Origin of the sequence: Streptomyces sp. NPDC050674 (assembly GCF_040654575.1) — a bacterium.
In the GTDB taxonomy this organism is placed as follows: Bacteria; Actinomycetota; Actinomycetes; order Streptomycetales; family Streptomycetaceae; genus Streptomyces.
In genome coordinates, this window is sequence record NZ_JBFAIG010000002.1 from 648,698 (window position 1) to 663,404 (window position 14,707).

12 protein-coding genes and 1 tRNA gene are annotated in these 14,707 nt (G+C 73.8%); 6 read left to right on the forward strand and 7 right to left on the reverse strand.

Annotated features, from left to right (window positions below):
* Nucleotides 1–9: 9 nt before the first annotated feature.
* From AB0I06_RS06385 to AB0I06_RS06395, 3 genes are all read left to right on the forward strand, one after another.
* A complete protein-coding gene (locus AB0I06_RS06385) occupies nucleotides 10–1,215 on the forward strand; it encodes a DNA polymerase III subunit delta' (protein WP_363117576.1) in 1,206 nt (401 codons plus the stop codon).
* A 322-nt stretch (nucleotides 1,216–1,537) separates the two neighbouring features.
* Nucleotides 1,538–3,160: an alpha/beta hydrolase gene (locus AB0I06_RS06390; protein WP_363117577.1), complete on the forward strand. Its 1,623-nt coding sequence runs from the start codon at nucleotides 1,538–1,540 to the stop codon at nucleotides 3,158–3,160.
* Nucleotides 3,161–3,267: 107 nt separating this feature from the next.
* Nucleotides 3,268–3,341, forward strand: a tRNA-Thr gene (locus AB0I06_RS06395).
* 48 nt (nucleotides 3,342–3,389) lie between these two features.
* Here AB0I06_RS06395 and AB0I06_RS06400 read toward each other — a convergent pair.
* The gene (locus AB0I06_RS06400; RefSeq protein ID WP_363117578.1) at nucleotides 3,390–4,271 is read right to left on the reverse strand and encodes an AraC family transcriptional regulator; all 882 of its coding nucleotides are present in this window, start codon (nucleotides 4,269–4,271) and stop codon (nucleotides 3,390–3,392) included.
* Between the two features lie 206 nt (nucleotides 4,272–4,477).
* On the opposite strand from AB0I06_RS06400, the gene AB0I06_RS06405 reads away from it, so the two are divergent.
* Together AB0I06_RS06405 and AB0I06_RS06410 are read left to right on the forward strand one after the other, a co-directional pair.
* Nucleotides 4,478–5,371, forward strand: coding sequence for a glycosyltransferase (locus tag AB0I06_RS06405; RefSeq protein WP_363117579.1), 894 nt, complete (start codon nucleotides 4,478–4,480; stop codon nucleotides 5,369–5,371).
* 381 nt (nucleotides 5,372–5,752) lie between these two features.
* Nucleotides 5,753–8,695 carry a BTAD domain-containing putative transcriptional regulator gene (locus AB0I06_RS06410; protein WP_363117580.1) on the forward strand — a complete coding sequence of 981 codons (2,943 nt, stop codon included), beginning with the start codon at nucleotides 5,753–5,755 and terminating at the stop codon, nucleotides 8,693–8,695.
* Here the strand turns inward: AB0I06_RS06410 and AB0I06_RS06415 are convergent, their stop codons facing one another.
* Both AB0I06_RS06415 and AB0I06_RS06420 read right to left on the reverse strand, forming a co-directional pair.
* Entirely contained in the window at nucleotides 8,696–10,399 is a 1,704-nt protein-coding gene (locus AB0I06_RS06415; RefSeq protein ID WP_363117581.1) for a bifunctional 3'-5' exonuclease/DNA polymerase, read from the reverse strand.
* A 107-nt stretch (nucleotides 10,400–10,506) separates the two neighbouring features.
* Complete coding sequence (locus AB0I06_RS06420; protein ID WP_363117582.1) at nucleotides 10,507–11,247, reverse strand: Clp protease N-terminal domain-containing protein; 741 nt, start codon at nucleotides 11,245–11,247, stop codon at nucleotides 10,507–10,509.
* 97 nt (nucleotides 11,248–11,344) lie between these two features.
* Between AB0I06_RS06420 and AB0I06_RS06425 the strand changes: the two genes are divergently transcribed.
* Nucleotides 11,345–12,445 carry a DUF2786 domain-containing protein gene (locus tag AB0I06_RS06425; RefSeq protein ID WP_363117583.1) on the forward strand — a complete coding sequence of 367 codons (1,101 nt, stop codon included), beginning with the start codon at nucleotides 11,345–11,347 and terminating at the stop codon, nucleotides 12,443–12,445.
* Between the two features lie 45 nt (nucleotides 12,446–12,490).
* Here the strand turns inward: AB0I06_RS06425 and AB0I06_RS06430 are convergent, their stop codons facing one another.
* The 4 genes from AB0I06_RS06430 to rpmB form a co-directional block, all read right to left on the reverse strand.
* Nucleotides 12,491–13,021: a DUF4232 domain-containing protein gene (locus tag AB0I06_RS06430; RefSeq protein WP_363117584.1), complete on the reverse strand. Its 531-nt coding sequence runs from the start codon at nucleotides 13,019–13,021 to the stop codon at nucleotides 12,491–12,493.
* 476 nt (nucleotides 13,022–13,497) lie between these two features.
* Complete coding sequence (locus tag AB0I06_RS06435) at nucleotides 13,498–14,004, reverse strand: hypothetical protein (RefSeq protein WP_363117585.1); 507 nt, start codon at nucleotides 14,002–14,004, stop codon at nucleotides 13,498–13,500.
* Between the two features lie 124 nt (nucleotides 14,005–14,128).
* Nucleotides 14,129–14,434 (reverse strand): 30S ribosomal protein S14, encoded by a 306-nt coding sequence (gene rpsN / locus AB0I06_RS06440; RefSeq protein ID WP_062928325.1) that lies wholly within the window; start codon nucleotides 14,432–14,434, stop codon nucleotides 14,129–14,131.
* Nucleotides 14,434–14,670 (reverse strand): 50S ribosomal protein L28, encoded by a 237-nt coding sequence (gene rpmB / locus AB0I06_RS06445; RefSeq protein ID WP_037683940.1) that lies wholly within the window; start codon nucleotides 14,668–14,670, stop codon nucleotides 14,434–14,436. Before rpmB ends, rpsN begins: the two co-directional genes overlap by 1 nt.
* Between the last annotated feature and the right edge of the window lie 37 nt (nucleotides 14,671–14,707).

The window sequence follows — 14,707 nt, forward strand, 5'->3', positions numbered from 1 at the left end:
GCGTGACCCATGACCGTGTGGGACGACCTCGTCGGGCAGGAGAGGGTGAGCGAGCAGCTGGCCGCCGCCGCTCGGGACGCCGACGCGCTGGTCACCGCGGTCGCCACCCACGTCCCGCCGCCCGAGGCGTCGAAGATGACGCATGCGTGGCTGTTCACGGGCCCGCCGGGGGCCGGGCGCAACCAGGCGGCGCGGGCGTTCGCGGCGGCCCTGCAGTGCGTGAGCCCCGACCGGGCCCTCGGCGGCTCCCCGGGCTGCGGCTTCTGTGACGGCTGCCACACGGCACTGATCGGGACGCACGCCGATGTCACCACCGTGGCGGCCGTCGGCACGCAGATCCTCGCCGACGACATGCGCGACACCGTCCGCAAGTCGTTCACCTCGCCGGCGAACGGCCGCTGGCAGATCATCCTCGTCGAGGACGCCGAGCGGCTGAACGAGAAGTCGGCCAACGCCGTCCTCAAGGCCGTGGAGGAACCCGCCCCACGGACGGTCTGGCTGCTGTGCGCGCCCTCCATCGAGGACGTCCTGCCGACCATCCGCTCCCGCTGCCGCCACCTCAACCTGAGCACGCCGAGGGTCGACGCCGTCGCCGACATGCTCGTCCGCCGCGAGGGCATCGAGCCGGACGTGGCCGCCGCGGTGGCCCGCGCGACCCAGGGCCACGTCGACCGGGCACGCCGCCTGGCCACCGACCCGGCCGCGCGTGAACGCCGCGCCGCCGTGCTGAGGCTGCCGCTGCGGGTCGGGGAGATCGGCGGTGCGCTCAAGGCCGCGCAGGAACTCGTCGACGCGGCCGCCGAGGACGCCAAGCAGCTCGCCGAGGAGACGGACTCCAAGGAGACCGAGGAGCTGAAGACGGCTCTCGGCGCCGCCCAGGGCGGGCGCATGCCCCGGGGCACGGCGGGTGTGATGAAGGACCTGGAGGACAAGCAGAAGCGCCGCAGAACGCGCACGCAGCGTGACAGCCTCGACCTGGCCCTGACCGACCTCACGGCCTTCTACCGCGATGTCCTCGCCCTCCAGCTCGGCTCCCGCGTGGCCATCGCCAACGCGGATGCCGAGGACGCCCTGGAGCGCCTCGCTCGCGGCAGCTCCCCGGAGTCCACACTCCGCCGCATCGAGGCGATCGCCGCCTGCCGGGACGCCCTCGACCGCAATGTAGCGCCCCTGCTCGCGGTGGAGGCCATGACGATGGCGCTCAGAGCGGGCTGAACAGGCGCGGGAGGCCGCGGGGCCGGGGCGGACGCGGGGTGTCGGTGCCGCGGGGCTGATGCGGGCACCATGCCGGATGCCGGATGCCGGATGGTGTGGCGCCGCTGGAGCCGATGCCGCAATGACGGGTCGGGCAACGGACAACGACGCCGCACGACGACGCCGGGGCAGGGCACCCCCATCGCCCGAGCCGGACGGGCGCCGCCCGAGCCGGACGGACGCCGCCCGTCCCGGACATGGCATGGCATTGACCCCGTCACTCGTACGAGGCACGACACGCACGCAGGGCACTCATCCCGTCGCCCAGAGTTACGCTCGCTGGATGGACACAAGGCGCACCCCCCGCTCCGCCTCCGCCTCCGGCGGTCTCCACCGCAGGACACGCAACCGTGCCAAGACCGCCGCCGGTCTCCTCGCCACGGCCGCGCTGCTCGTCTCCGCCTGCTCCTCCGGGAGCGCGACGACATCCGCCGCCTCAGCGGCGGCGGAGGCGGCGCTGATCGCGTTGCCGCAGGCCACGCCCGAGGCGCTCTCGTCGTACTACGGGCAGAAGCCGGCCTGGCGCGCCTGCGGTACCCCCGGCTTCGAGTGCGCCACCCTCAAAGCCCCGCTGAACTACGCCGAGCCCTCCGCCGGAGACGTCCGGCTCGCGATCACCCGCAAGAAGGCCACGGGCCCGGGCAAGCGGCTGGGCTCGCTGCTCGTGAACCCCGGCGGGCCGGGCGGCTCGGCGGTCGGCTACGTGCAGGCGTACGCGGGCATCGGCTACCCCGCCGAGGTGCGCGCCCGCTACGACATGGTCGCCGTCGACCCGCGCGGTGTGGCCCGCAGCGAGCCGGTCGAGTGCCTGGACGGTCCGGACATGGACACGTACACGCAGACGGACACCACGCCTGACGACGCGAAGGAGAAGGACGGCCTGGTCGCGGCGTACCGGACGTTCGCCGAGGGCTGCGGCGCGGACGCGCCCCGGCTGCTGCGCCATGTGTCCACCGTGGAGGCGGCCCGGGACATGGACATCGTGCGGGCGGCGCTCGGCGACGAGAAGCTGAACTTCGTCGGGGCCTCGTACGGCACCTTCCTCGGGGCGACGTACGCCGGGCTGTTCCCGGAGCGGGCGGGCCGGCTGGTGCTGGACGGCGCGATGGACCCGTCGCTGCCGGCCCGGCGGCTGAACCTCGAACAGACGGCGGGTTTCGAGACGGCCTTCCGGTCGTTCGCGAAGGACTGCGTAAGCCAGTCCGACTGCCCGCTGGGCGGCAAGGGCACCGCGCCCGAACAGGTCGGCAGGAACCTCAAGGCGTTCTTCGGGAAGCTGGACGCGCGGCCCCTCGCCACCGGCGACGCGGACGGCCGCGAGCTCACCGAGTCGCTCGCCACCACGGGCGTGATCGCGGCCATGTACGACGAGGGCTCGTGGGAGCAGCTGCGCGAGGCGCTGACGACCGCGATGAAGGAGAAGGACGGCTCGGGGCTCCTCGTCCTCTCCGACGCCTACTACGAGCGGGACGCCGACGGTGCGTACAGCAACCTGATGTTCGCCAACGCGGCGGTGAACTGCCTGGACCTGCCGCCCTCCTTCGACACCGCCGACGAGGTGGGCAAGGCGCTGGCCGACTTCGAGAAGGCGTCGCCGGTCTTCGGTGAAGGCCTGGCGTGGTCCGCCCTGAACTGCGCGTACTGGCCGGTGCAGGCCACGGGCGAGCCGCACCGCATCGAGGCGAAGGGCGCGGCGCCCATCGTCGTGGTCGGCACGACCCGGGACCCGGCGACCCCCTACCGCTGGGCGCGGGCCCTGGCCGGTCAGCTCTCCTCGGGGCGTCTGCTCACCTACGAGGGCGACGGCCACACCGCCTACGGCCGCGGCAGCGCCTGCGTCGACCGGACGATCAACGCCTACCTGCTCCGCGGCACCCCGCCGACGGACGGGAAGCGCTGCTCATAACCCTGCTCCCAGCCCCGGAAAGCCCGCCTCCGGGGCTGGTGCGGAGCACCCTCGGAAACTGTGTAGACTTACCGTCGTTGCTGATCGCACCATAGTGCGGACAGCGCGCCGCCTTAGCTCAGATGGCCAGAGCAACGCACTCGTAATGCGTAGGTCTCGGGTTCGAATCCCGAAGGCGGCTCACCTGAAACCCCAGGCCGGATGCAATCCGGCCTGGGGTTTCTGTGTGTCAGTGGCTCGTTTCCCGCTCCACCGGCAGCCACAGTTCCGCGTCCGCCCGCGTGCCGTCGGGTGACAGGCGGGCGCGGAGGATCTCCGGGCCCGGGCGGGTGCGGTAGGGGTTGGACGGGAACCACTCCGTGAACACGTCGCGCCAGAGTTCCTGGATGGCCTCCGGGGCCGGACCCGACGTGGTGAAGACCGCCCAGGTGCCCGGCGGGACCGGGAGCGTGGTCGTGCCCTCGGGGGCCGGGCCGGGGGTCGGGGCCGATGTGATCACTGCGTGGTAGTAGTCCAGTTCCGTGCCCTCCGCGCGGCTCGGGTCCAGGTCGTCGCAGACCGCGACGAGGCCTTGCGGATCCTGGTCGGAGAGTTTCTCCAGGCGTTCCACGGCCGGCTTGTCGAGGCCGCGGACGAAGTCGGTGATCGCCGGGTTCGGGCCGGAGTGGATCAGGGGGATCCGGGTCTTGAAGCCCAGGACGGTGAAGGCCGGGCGGTCGGTGACGCGGTAGTGCATGCTGCTGCTCCCTTCGACGGTGAGGCGGAAGGTCAGCCGGGGCTGGGAGACGAGCGCGGCGCCGGTGCGCCGGGCCTTGCCGGGGCCCACGCCGTGCATCGCGCGGAAAGCCCGCGCGAACGCCTCTCCGGATCCGTAGCCGTAGCGGACCGCGATCTCCAGCAGCGTCGCGTCGCCCGCCAGGACCTCCGCGCCCGCGACCGTCAGCCTGCGGCGGCGGACGTACTCCGACAGGGGCATGCCTGCCAGGGCGGAGAACATGCGGCGCAGGTGGTACTCCGAGGTGCACGCCGTCCGCGCCAGGTCCGCCACGTCCACGGTGTGGGTGAGGTTCCGTTCGATCCGGTCCATCGCCTGGTTGAGCCGGTCCAGCACGCCGGGCTCCTTCCTTTTCGTGCCCTCACGCTAGGCAGCGCGCCCCCCGCCGCACCCGACATCCTGTGCCCGCTCCGGTCGGGTGCGGCCCGCCCCGACCGGCGTGGGGCGAACCGCCGTCGGACAGACGTACACCGGGCGTCCCCGCCGTGAACGGCTAGCATCGCCCGTCGACCCGTAGGCGCCGACCGGATGAGGTGAAGGACATGGGGGCACCCAGGATCGCGGTCGCCGTGGTGACGATGGGCAACCGGCCCGAAGAGGTCGACGCCCTGCTGGAGTCCGTGGGCAAGCAGGATGTGCCGCCCGAGCGGATCGTCGTCGTCGGCAACGGCTGCCCGCTGCCCGACTTCGCCCGCCGGCTGTCGCTGCCGGGTGAGGTCACCACCGTCGAACTCGACGAGAATCTCGGCTGCCCCGGCGGGCGCAACGCGGCCCTGGCACGGCTGCGGGAGTTCGGCGACATCGACGTGGTGGTGGATCTCGACGACGACGGTCTGCTCGTCGACGCCGATGTGCTGCGCCGGGTGCGCGACCTGTACGCCGCGGACGAGCGGCTGGGCATCGTCGGCTTCCGCATCGCCGACGAGCTCGGTGAGACGCAGCAGCGGCACGTGCCCCGGGTCGGCAACGCGGACCCGCTGCGGGGCGGTTACGTCACCGGCTTCCTCGGCGGCGGGCACGCGCTGCGCATGGCGATGCTCGACGAGATCGGGGACTGGCCGGCCGAGTTCTTCTTCGCGCACGAGGAGACCGACCTCGCCTGGCGCGCGGTCGATGCCGGGTGGCGGATCCTGTACGCGCCGGAGCTGCTGCTGCGGCATCCGAAGACCTCGCCCGCCCGGCACGCCATCTACTTCCGCGTCAACGCCCGCAACCGGGTCTGGCTTGCCCGCCGCCGGCTTCCGCTCGCCCTCGTGCCCGTCCATCTCGGCGTGTGGGTGCTGCTCACCCTCGCCCGGAACCGGTCGGGCGCCGGACTGCGGGCGTGGTTCGGAGGGTTCCTGGAAGGTGTGCGGGAACCGGCGGGGGAGCGGCGGCCCATGCGGTGGCGGACGGTGTGGCGGCTCACCCGGCTCGGGCGGCCGCCCGTCGTCTGACGCGTCGGAGAGATTGAGGGGCCCCGGCCGTTCACCTCCGCCGACCGGGACCCGGATCCGGCCGCGGCGGCGACACTCCCCCGAGTTGCGCGTCCAGACGCGCGTACCGTCGGGCCAGATCCGATGAAGTGATCACATCAGGTTTTGCCAACCGATCGCTAACATGTGGCCAATGGTTCGCCGTTGTGTCATCCGCTGCCTGGCCTGAAGTCGCCGGACCGGGATCGGGGCGGCCGGTAGGGCTGCCGGTGGGACCGCCGGTGGGACCGCCGGTGGAGCGGTCGGCAGGGCGGCCGGATCCGGCGGAGCGGGCCGCGGGCCGAGGTGGCGGAAATCCGCTGCGTGGGGATGGAAACTCGTCAGGGCTGGGGGCACGGGGGTATGCGATTCGGGCTGCTGGGGCCGCCTGCGCTGTTCTACGACGTCCGGGGTGGCGGCCCGGTCGAGGCCAGGGCCGTCGCTAGCCCCAAGTCCCGTGTGCTGCTGGCCGTGTTGCTCCTCGACGCGGGGCGCGTCGTCTCCGTCGAGTCGCTCAAGGACGCCCTGTGGAGCGGGGCGCCGCCCGTTTCCGCCCAGGCCTCGCTGCACAACCACATCGCCCGGGTGCGGCGGCTGCTCGACGATCCCGAGCGGTTGCGCACCGTGCCGTCCGGGTACGTGCTGAGGCTCGACGAGGGCGAGTTGGACGTCCATGTCTTCGACGCCCGTGTCGCCGCCGCGCGCGCCGCGCACGCGGGGCGGGACTGGGAGCGGGTGGTGCGTGAGTGCGAGGCCGCGCTCACGCTGTGGCGGGGTGCGCCGCTCGCCGGGTTGCCGCCCGAGGCGGGAGGGTACGCCCTCGCGCAGCGGCTGCGCGAGGCCCGGATGATGCTCCTGGAGTGGCGCTACGACGCCGAGTTGGCGCTGGGCGGCCCACGCCTGCGCGAACTGGTGCCGGAACTGGCCGCGTTGACCGGCGAGCACCCGCTGCGGGAGATGTTCCACCGGCAGCTGATGCTCGCCCTGCACCGCACCGGTCGCCAGGCCGAGGCCCTGGCCGTCCACCGCGACCTGCGCACCCGCCTCGTCGGCCGACTCGGCGTCGAGCCGGGTCCCGGGGTGCGTCAGGCCCATGTGGAGGTGCTGCGGGGGGCCATGGGGGAGGGGAGCCCGGCGGAAACACGCGAAGCGGTGCCCTCGCCCGCTCAACTGCCCCCGCCACCTGCCCATTTCGTCGGCCGCACCGCCGTACGCGACCGTCTGCACCGCGTCCTCGCGGCGCCCGATCCGCATCCCGCCGTCGTCATCAGCGGTATGGCGGGTGTCGGCAAGAGCGCCCTCGCGCTCCAGGTGGCCCACCGTTTGGCGGACCGTTTCCCCGATGGGCAGCTCCACCTCGACCTGCACGGTGCCACGCCGGGCATGACCCCCCTCACCCCCGGTCAGGCGCTCACCGCCCTGCTGCGTGACCTCGGCACGGAGCCCTCCCGCATCCCCGAACAGCCGGACGCGGCGGCCGCGTTGCTGCGCTCGCTGCTCGCGCCGACCCGCACGCTCCTGGTGCTGGACGACGCCGTGAGCGCCGCGCAGGTGCGTCCGCTGCTGCCGGGCGGTGCCGGATGCGGGGTGATCGTCACCAGCCGTTCGCCGCTGGCCGCCCTCGACGGCGCGGCCCGGTTCCCGCTCGCTCCGCTGTCGGAGGAGGAGGGCGCCGAACTCCTGCGCGCCGCTTCGGGCCGCGACGGCCTGGACGGTACGGACGCCGCCCGCCGCCTCGTCGCCCTCACCGGCCGTCTCCCGCTGGCCCTGCGTGTCGTCGCCGCGCGGCTGGCCGCCCGCCGGGCTCTGTCCCCGGACGTCCTCGCCGGTCAACTCGCGAATGCCGACAGGCGGTTGCACCACCTGGAGTACGACGACCTGAGCGTCCGGCGCTCCCTGGCCGTCGCCTATGACGCGCTCGCCGCCTCCGAGCGCGAGGCGGACCGGGACGCGGCCCGCACCCTGCGCCGCATCGGCGCGCTCGACCTGCCCGCGTACGGCGCCCCCCTGCTCGCCCGCCTCACCGGCATCGGCGAGGCCCGCACCGAGGCCGCCCTGGACCGGCTCCTCGACGTGGCGCTGCTGGAGGAGACCACGTACGGCCGCTGGGCCCCGCACGACCTGGTACGTGACTTCGCCCGTGAACTCGCCGGGCGGGAGGACGCCGGTGCCTGCGCCGACACGGCACTGCACTGGTACGCCGCCGTCGCCGAGCGCGTCCTCACCGCGATCGTGGAGCCCGGCCCCGACCAGGACGACCGCCGCCGCCCGACCGCGGGCCTGCCGGGCTGCCACGCGGCCCACCTCGGCACCGTCGCCCCCTTCACCGGCCCCGAGGAGGCCTTCGCCTGGGCGGACGGTGAGCTGGAGAACGTCGTCACCCTCGTCGAGCGGTACGCGGACGACCCCTGCGAGCGGCGGGCGGGCCTGATCTGCACGCTGGTCCGGCTGATCGTTCCCTACGTGCACCGCCGGGGCCGCGTCGCCGAGATGGAGGTGCTCGGGCCGGCCGGGCTGCGGGTGGCACGGCGGCTCGGTGACGCGGCGGCGGAGGCGTACGCGCTGGTCGACCTCGCCGGGCTGCACTTCCTCACCGGCCGGCACACCGAGGCCCTCGCCCTCAACGACCTCGCGCTCGTCATCTGGCGGCGGCTGGACCACCCCTCCTGGATCCGCCGCTGCCTCAACAACCGCGGCCTGCTGCTGGACGGCCTCGGCCGGCACACCGAGGCGGGCGAGGCGCTGAAGCGGAGCCTGGAGTACGCCCGGCGACTGGACGATCCGTACGGCGAGGCCGTCACCCACAGCCACCTCGGCAACCTCTTCGAGCACACCGACCCGCGGGCCGCGATCGAGGAACACCGGCGTTCACTCGCCCTCGGGGACGAGATCGACGCCGTGATCGTGCGCCACTCCGCACACCGCAACATCGGGTACGCGCATCTGCGGCTCGGTGAACCGGCCGCGGCGCTGCCGCACTTCGAGGAGAGCCTGCGCATCCTCGGCGGGCACGGCGACTGGCACGGCGAGTCCCGGGCCCGGCTCGGTCTGGTGCGCGCTCTACGGCTGCTGGGCCGCGGTCGCAGGGCCGCCCGCGAGTGCGCCGAACTGCTCGTCCTCGCCGATGCCCGCGCCGACCGCTACACCGGCGCTCTCGCCCGCCACCAGCACGGACTGCTGCTGCGCGAGCGGGGGCGTCTCGGTGAGGCGCGGGCGCAGTGGGGCTCGGCGCTCGCGGCGCTGGAGGGCACGGACGAGCGGTCGGTGGTCACCGAACTGCGTGCGCTGCTGGCCTGCTCCGCCTGATCACTTGGCGTCCGCGTAGCACTCCACCACCGCCGTGGTGAACGGGAACCGGACCGGCGTCTCGCCGAAGGTCAGCCGCCCGGCCAGGGCCGCCGCCTCGCGGATGGCGGCCACCACCGCCTCCGTCTCCCGCTCGGGGCAGTGCACGATCACCTCGTCGTGCTGGAAGAAGACCAGCTCGGCCGACAGCTCGGCGCAGCTCTTGCGCAGCGCGGCGAGCAGCAGCAGCGCCCAGTCGGCCGCACTGCCCTGCACGACGAAGTTGCGGGCGAAGCGGCCGCGGGCGCGGGCGTTGGTCGAGGCGTAGCCGGGGACCCAGGCGGCGCCGGCGGTGTCGGACCGGTCGTCGTCCTCGGCGGCAGCGGAGGGGATGCCGGCCTCCTCGGTCGCGTCGTCCGTCCCCCGGGCAGCGGGCGGGCAGGTCCGACCGAGCCAGGTCCGCACCAGCCGGCCCTCCTCACCGGCCCGGGCCGCGTCGTCGACGTACGCCACCGCCCTGGGGAAGCGGCGTCTGAGCGCGGCGAGGTTCTTCAGGCCGTCACCGGAGGTCTGGCCGTAGACCGCGCCGAGCACGGCGAGCTTGGCCTGGTCGCGGTCACCGGAGAAGGCGCGGTCGGAGACCGACTGGTACAGGTCGCTCTCCCGGCCGGCCACCTCCATCAGGCCCGGGTCGCGGGAGATCGCGGCGAGGACGCGCGGTTCCATCTGGTCGGCGTCGGCGACGACGAGCCGCCAGCCGGGGTCGGCGACCACGGCCCGCCGGATCACCTTGGGGATCTGGAGCCCGCCCCCGCCGTTGGTGACCCAGCGCCCGGTGACCGTGCCGCCCGCGAGGAACTCGGGTCTGAACCGGCCCTCGCGGACCCAGTCCTGGAGCCAGGACCAGCCGTGGGCGACCCAGATGCGGTACAGCTTCTTGTACTCGATCAGGGGCTTCACCGCCGGGTGGTCGACGGACTGGAGCTCCCAGCGGCGGGTCGAGGAGACCTTGATGCCGGCCTGGGAGAAGGCCTTGACCACGTCCGCGGGCAGGTCGGGGCGGACCCGTCTGCCGAACGCGGCGGACACCTCGTCGGCCAGCTCGGCCAGCCGGCGCGGCTCGCCGCCGCCCGTGTAGCGCTCGCCCAGCAGGTCGTGCAGCAGCGCGCGGTGCACCTCGGCGCTCCAGGGCAGCCCGGCGCGGTTCATCTCGGCGGCCACCAGCATGCCCGCCGACTCGGCGGCCGTCAGCAGCCGCATGCGCTCGGGGTGCTCGGCGCGCGCGTGCCGCCGCTGCTGCTCGGCGTAGACCGTGAGCAGGTCCGGCAGGGGCAGGGGGACGCCCCGGGGCTCGAACAGGGAGGACTGGGAGCCGGGCTCGGCGGAGCGCTGCGGTGGGTCGGGCGGTACGGGGCCGCCGCGCAGCCGGGCCAGGGCGGCCGCGGCCGAGCGTGGTTCCCCGTACCGCCCCTCGTGGCCGAGGAGGAGCGTCTCGGCGGCCTCGACGTCGTAGCACCGCTCGACTCGCACCCCCGTGGCGAGCAGGCGCGGGTAGACCTCGGCGGTGGACCGCCACACCCACCGCGTGACGCCGGGACGGCTCCGGACGGCCTCGGCGGGATCGGCCTCCCGCCGCACCGGCCCGGCGGGCAGCCCGTCCGGACCGAGGGGGGCGACGTCCACGCCACCGTCCTCGGCCGGAGCGAGTGCCCACCGGTCGGCCATGCTGCGAGTGTGCCAGGGGGGTCTGACAACGCCCCGTCGCCGCGGGCCGCCGTCAGGATTCCTCCGGCGTCCCCTTCTGCGCCTGCACGATCAGGACGCCCGCGCGATCAGGATTCCTCCAGCGCTTCCTTCTGCGCCTGCGCGATCTTCTCCAGCACCGCGGCGACATACCGCTCGGTGCGTTCCTTGTCGACGCCGAGGCCGCTGAGGACGCCCTCGCCGTTCTCGTGCTCCAGCAGGGCGAGCAGGATGTGCTCGGTGCCGATGTAGTTGTGGCCGAGGCGCAGGGCCTCGCGGAAGGTGAGCTCCAGGACCTTCTTGGCGGCCTGGCCGTACGGCACCAGCTCCGGGACCTCGTCGACGGCGGGCGGGAGCGCCGCCGTCGCCGCCTCGCGGACCGTGTCGAGCGAGACGCCCTGCTCGACGATCGCCTTCGCGGCGAGGCCCTCGGGCTCGGCGAGCAGTCCGAGGACGAGGTGCTCGGGCACGCCCTCGGCGTTGCGCGCGGTCTTGGACTCGTTGTGGGCGGTCATGACCACGTTCCGGGCGCGCACGGTGTAGCGGCTGAAGCCCTGGCTGGGGTCGAGGTCGGCCGACTCCTTCGGCACGAACCGCTTCTGGGCGGCCTGCCGGGTGACGCCCATGCTCTTGCCGATCTCGGTCCAGGAGGCGCCGGAGCGCCGGGCCTGGTCGACGAAGTGGCCGATCAGGTGGTCGGCCACGTCGCCCAGGTGGTCCGCGGCGATCACCGCGTCCTGCAACTGGTCAAGCGGTTCCTCGTGGACCTTCTTGATGGCCGCGATGAGGTCGTCGAGACGGATGGATGACGTGGTGTCGGGGTTCGTCATGTGTCAACCGTAGGTTGCGCCCCCTGAGGTGTCAACCTTGAGTTGACAGCCGTCATCGGGTTCCGGATCCTCCGCCACGGCGTGGCACCATCGGCCCGTGAGTACGTCCAGCACCGTCGACCGCGCCTTCGCGGCGGCCCTCTACGCGACCGGCGAGAGCGCCCTCGACACCGGCGCGTCCCTGCTCGCCTCCGACCCGGCGGCGGACGCCGAACTCGCGCGCCGCGGGCAGGAGTTCATCGCGAGCGCCTGGCGACGCGGCTGGCAGCCGGCCGATGTCGTGCGGATCGTCCGGCGCGAGCTGGACGACGCCCACGTGCTCCTCGCCGCCGAGCTGATCCGCGCCCAAGTGCCCGACGACGGGCCCCGCGGCCGCCGCTGGAACGAGCAGCTCGCGGACCTGCCCGGCGACGCCCTGCCCCGGACCGACCGTTTCTCACACGCCACCGCCGTGCTGGAGCTGTATCGGCTGCTGCTGCGGCTGCCGGCACTGGAGGCCCTGGACGAGGCGCCCGGGCCCGCGCGGACCGAGTCCCGCATGCTCACCCGCATCCGTGCCCTGCTCGCCAAGGCGGAGGCCACCGGGTTCCCGGAGGAGGCCGAGGCGCTCAGTGCCAAGGCGCAGGAGCTGATGGCCCGGCACAGCGTCGACGAGGCGCTGCTCGCGGCGCGGGCGCCCTCGCCGGACACGCCCGGGGCCTGCCGGATCGGGGTCGAGCCGCCGTACGAGCAGGCCAAGGCGGTGCTGCTGGACGCCGTCGCGGGCGCCAACCACTGCCGGGCGGTGTGGAACGAGCCGCTCGGGTTCTCCACCGTGGTCGGCTTCGACACCGACCTGGAGGCGGTCGAGCTCCTCTACACCTCACTGCTCGTCCAGGCCATGAGCGCGATGACCAAGGCGGAGGCCGCGCAGCGGGCGGGTGGCCGCAAGCGCACGAAGACGTTCCGGCAGTCGTTCCTCGCGGCCTACGCCCATCGCATCGGCACCCGTCTGACGGCGGCGGCGCGGACCCAGGTCACCGACGACCTGCTGCCGGTCCTCGCCTCCCGCGAGGTCGCCGTCACCGGGCGGCTGGACCGGATGTTCCCCGAGACGACCACGACCCGGCTGCGGGCGGTCCGGGACGAGGCGGGCTGGACGGAGGGCGCGCGGGCGGCGGACCGGGCCCAGGTCCGGCACCGGCCGCCCTTGCGCTGACCTGCCGGGAGCTCCGCCCGGTTCGGTCCGGTTCCGCCCGTGCCGTCAGTCGCCCGACGTCTCGAAGCCGCTCACCGAGGGCTTGTGCGTCGTCCAGTCGACCTCGCCGTAGGACCACGTCAGTTCGTGCGCCGTCCTGGTGTCGCCGGGCAGGGTGAAGGACGCCTTGCGCACGTCGAGGCTCTCAGCGGAGCCCGCCTCGCCCCGGACGTAGGTGATCGTGAAGGACGTGGTGCCGCCCTTCCCGAGGGTCAGCGACTGGGCCTTCGCGCCCTCGTCGGGGGAGACGGACGTCGTCTTGTCGTCGGCCAGCAGGTCCACGCCGGGGAAGCCCTTCAGCGTGCACGTCGCGCCCTTGTTGGTGAGCGTGACGGTGACGGTGCCGGTGTCCCCGGCGGCCGGGGCGGCACCCGCGCCGACCTCGACGCCCATGTCGCCGAGCGCGCAGGCCGCATCGCTCTTCGGCCGGTCCGCGTTCTTGACGTCGTCGCCACCACCGGAGGCGTCGTCGCTGCAGCCGGTCAGCAGGACCGTCGCGGCGAGGGCGGCGGCCAGGGTGAGGGGAAGGGTTCGCATGGGGTCCTCTGGACGTGTCGAACGGAAGCGTCATCGGGCCCCTGGATCATCACGCACGCGACTGCCGCAGGAGCACGCACCCCCTGCGATTCCCCCGAACGCCGGACGGTCCACGGTGCCCGGGGCGATCCAGGGCCCGCCTGCACGGCGCCGAGTGCCAGTTGGGCTGCTGCCCCGGGTTTCGGGTCAGCCGGGTTGTTGTCCGGGTTCGGTCAGCCGGGCCGCCGCCCAAGATCGGGGACAGCCAGGCTGCTGTCCGGGGTCCGGGGCAGCCGGGCTGTCGTCCGGGACCGGGGTAAGTCGGCCTGCCGTCCGGGAGCCGGGGCAGCCGGCCGGCCGCCCGGGTTTCGGGTCGGCCGGGCCGCCGCCCAAAATCGAGGCTAGCCGGGCTGCCGTCCGGGACCCGGGTCAGCCGGGCTGCCGCCCGCGATCAGGGGCAGCCCGTCTGCCGCCCGGGACGCCGCCCAGGACCCGGATCAGCCGAGGCCGGCCGTCGGCAGGTCCGTCGGGAGTTTGCCGCCCTCGGCCTTCCGGTAGGTCTCCGCACCGAGGCCGCCCTTCCAGGTGACCTTCAGGCTGCTCCCGTCCACGGAGTCGACCATGCCGCTCGTCCGGTCCTTGGAGCCGTCCGTGCACTTCAGGCGGATCATGCGCATCCCGGACTCCTCGCCCGCGGTGCCGCTGCACACGCTCCCGCCGGTGGCGAACAGCGCGGCCTGCTTGCCGGTGATCACCAGGGCCACGGCCTTGCCGCCGGTCGTCGCGAGCCAGCTGCCCTCCAGTTCGCCGGCCGCCGGCTTCCCGGAGCCGGAGCCGGAGTCGCCGCCCGTGCCGGCGGAGGCCGAGGCGGACGGAGCCGGGCTGGAGGCCGAGTCGTCGCCCGAGTCGCCGTCGCTGCTGCACGCGCTCAGCGCGAGCACGCCCGCCAGCCCCGCGGCCGCCGCCGCGACACGCACGGCGCCGGAGCGGCGCGAGAAGATCACCGAAGTCACTGCAAGCCCCCAAGCTGTAGCCGGGCGGGCGGCCCGGACGGCACCGGCCCCGCCCCGTGGCCGGAACGATCGCAGCAAGCTACCAGGGGCCGTCAAGAGCCTCTGCGAACGCCTCTCACCAGGACGACTTGCGCACCCCGGGCAGATACCCCGCGTGCGCCTGCTCGCGCAGACTCACCCGGGACAGCCCGAACGCCCGGAAGTAACCGCGCGGCCTGCCGTCCACCTGGTCCCGGTTGCGCACGCGCGTGGCGCTCGCGTCGCGCGGCTGCCTGCGCAGTTCCGCCTGTGCGGCGAGCCGTTCGGCCTCCGTCGACGACGGCCGCCGGATGATCTCCTTCAGTTCGGCCCGCCGGGCGGCGTACCGCGCGACGACCTCCTGCCGGCGGTCGTTCTTGGCGATCTTGCTCTTCTTGGCCATCAGACCCTCACTCCCCGGGCCCTGATCCGGGCGACGGCGGCCTCGACCCCGATCGTGTCGACGGTCTTGATCCCCCTGGCGCTCAGCCGGAGCCGGACGTACCGGCCCTCGCTCGGCAGCCAGTAGCGCTTGGACTGGATGTTGGGGTCGAACCGGCGCGACGTGCGCCGGTGGGAGTGCGAGATGCGGTTGCCGAAACCCGGCTGTGCGCCGGTCAGCATGCAGTGCGCGGACATGGGTGGTGACGTACCTCTCTGCTCAGGCAATGGAAAT

Bases quoted from the DNA above. Each gene is read 5' to 3' on its own strand.
- AB0I06_RS06420 (WP_363117582.1), bottom strand. From the start codon at position 11,247: ATGACGAACCCCGACACCACGTCATCCATCCGTCTCGACGACCTCATC.
- AB0I06_RS06405 (WP_363117579.1), top strand. From the start codon at position 4,478: ATGGGGGCACCCAGGATCGCGGTCGCCGTGGTGACGATGGGCAACCGG.
- AB0I06_RS06390 (WP_363117577.1), top strand. From the start codon at position 1,538: ATGGACACAAGGCGCACCCCCCGCTCCGCCTCCGCCTCCGGCGGTCTC.
- AB0I06_RS06385 (WP_363117576.1), top strand. From the start codon at position 10: ATGACCGTGTGGGACGACCTCGTCGGGCAGGAGAGGGTGAGCGAGCAG.
- AB0I06_RS06410 (WP_363117580.1), top strand. From the start codon at position 5,753: ATGCGATTCGGGCTGCTGGGGCCGCCTGCGCTGTTCTACGACGTCCGG.
- rpmB (WP_037683940.1), bottom strand. From the start codon at position 14,670: ATGTCCGCGCACTGCATGCTGACCGGCGCACAGCCGGGTTTCGGCAAC.
- AB0I06_RS06415 (WP_363117581.1), bottom strand. From the start codon at position 10,399: ATGGCCGACCGGTGGGCACTCGCTCCGGCCGAGGACGGTGGCGTGGAC.
- rpsN (WP_062928325.1), bottom strand. From the start codon at position 14,434: ATGGCCAAGAAGAGCAAGATCGCCAAGAACGACCGCCGGCAGGAGGTC.
- AB0I06_RS06430 (WP_363117584.1), bottom strand. From the start codon at position 13,021: ATGCGAACCCTTCCCCTCACCCTGGCCGCCGCCCTCGCCGCGACGGTC.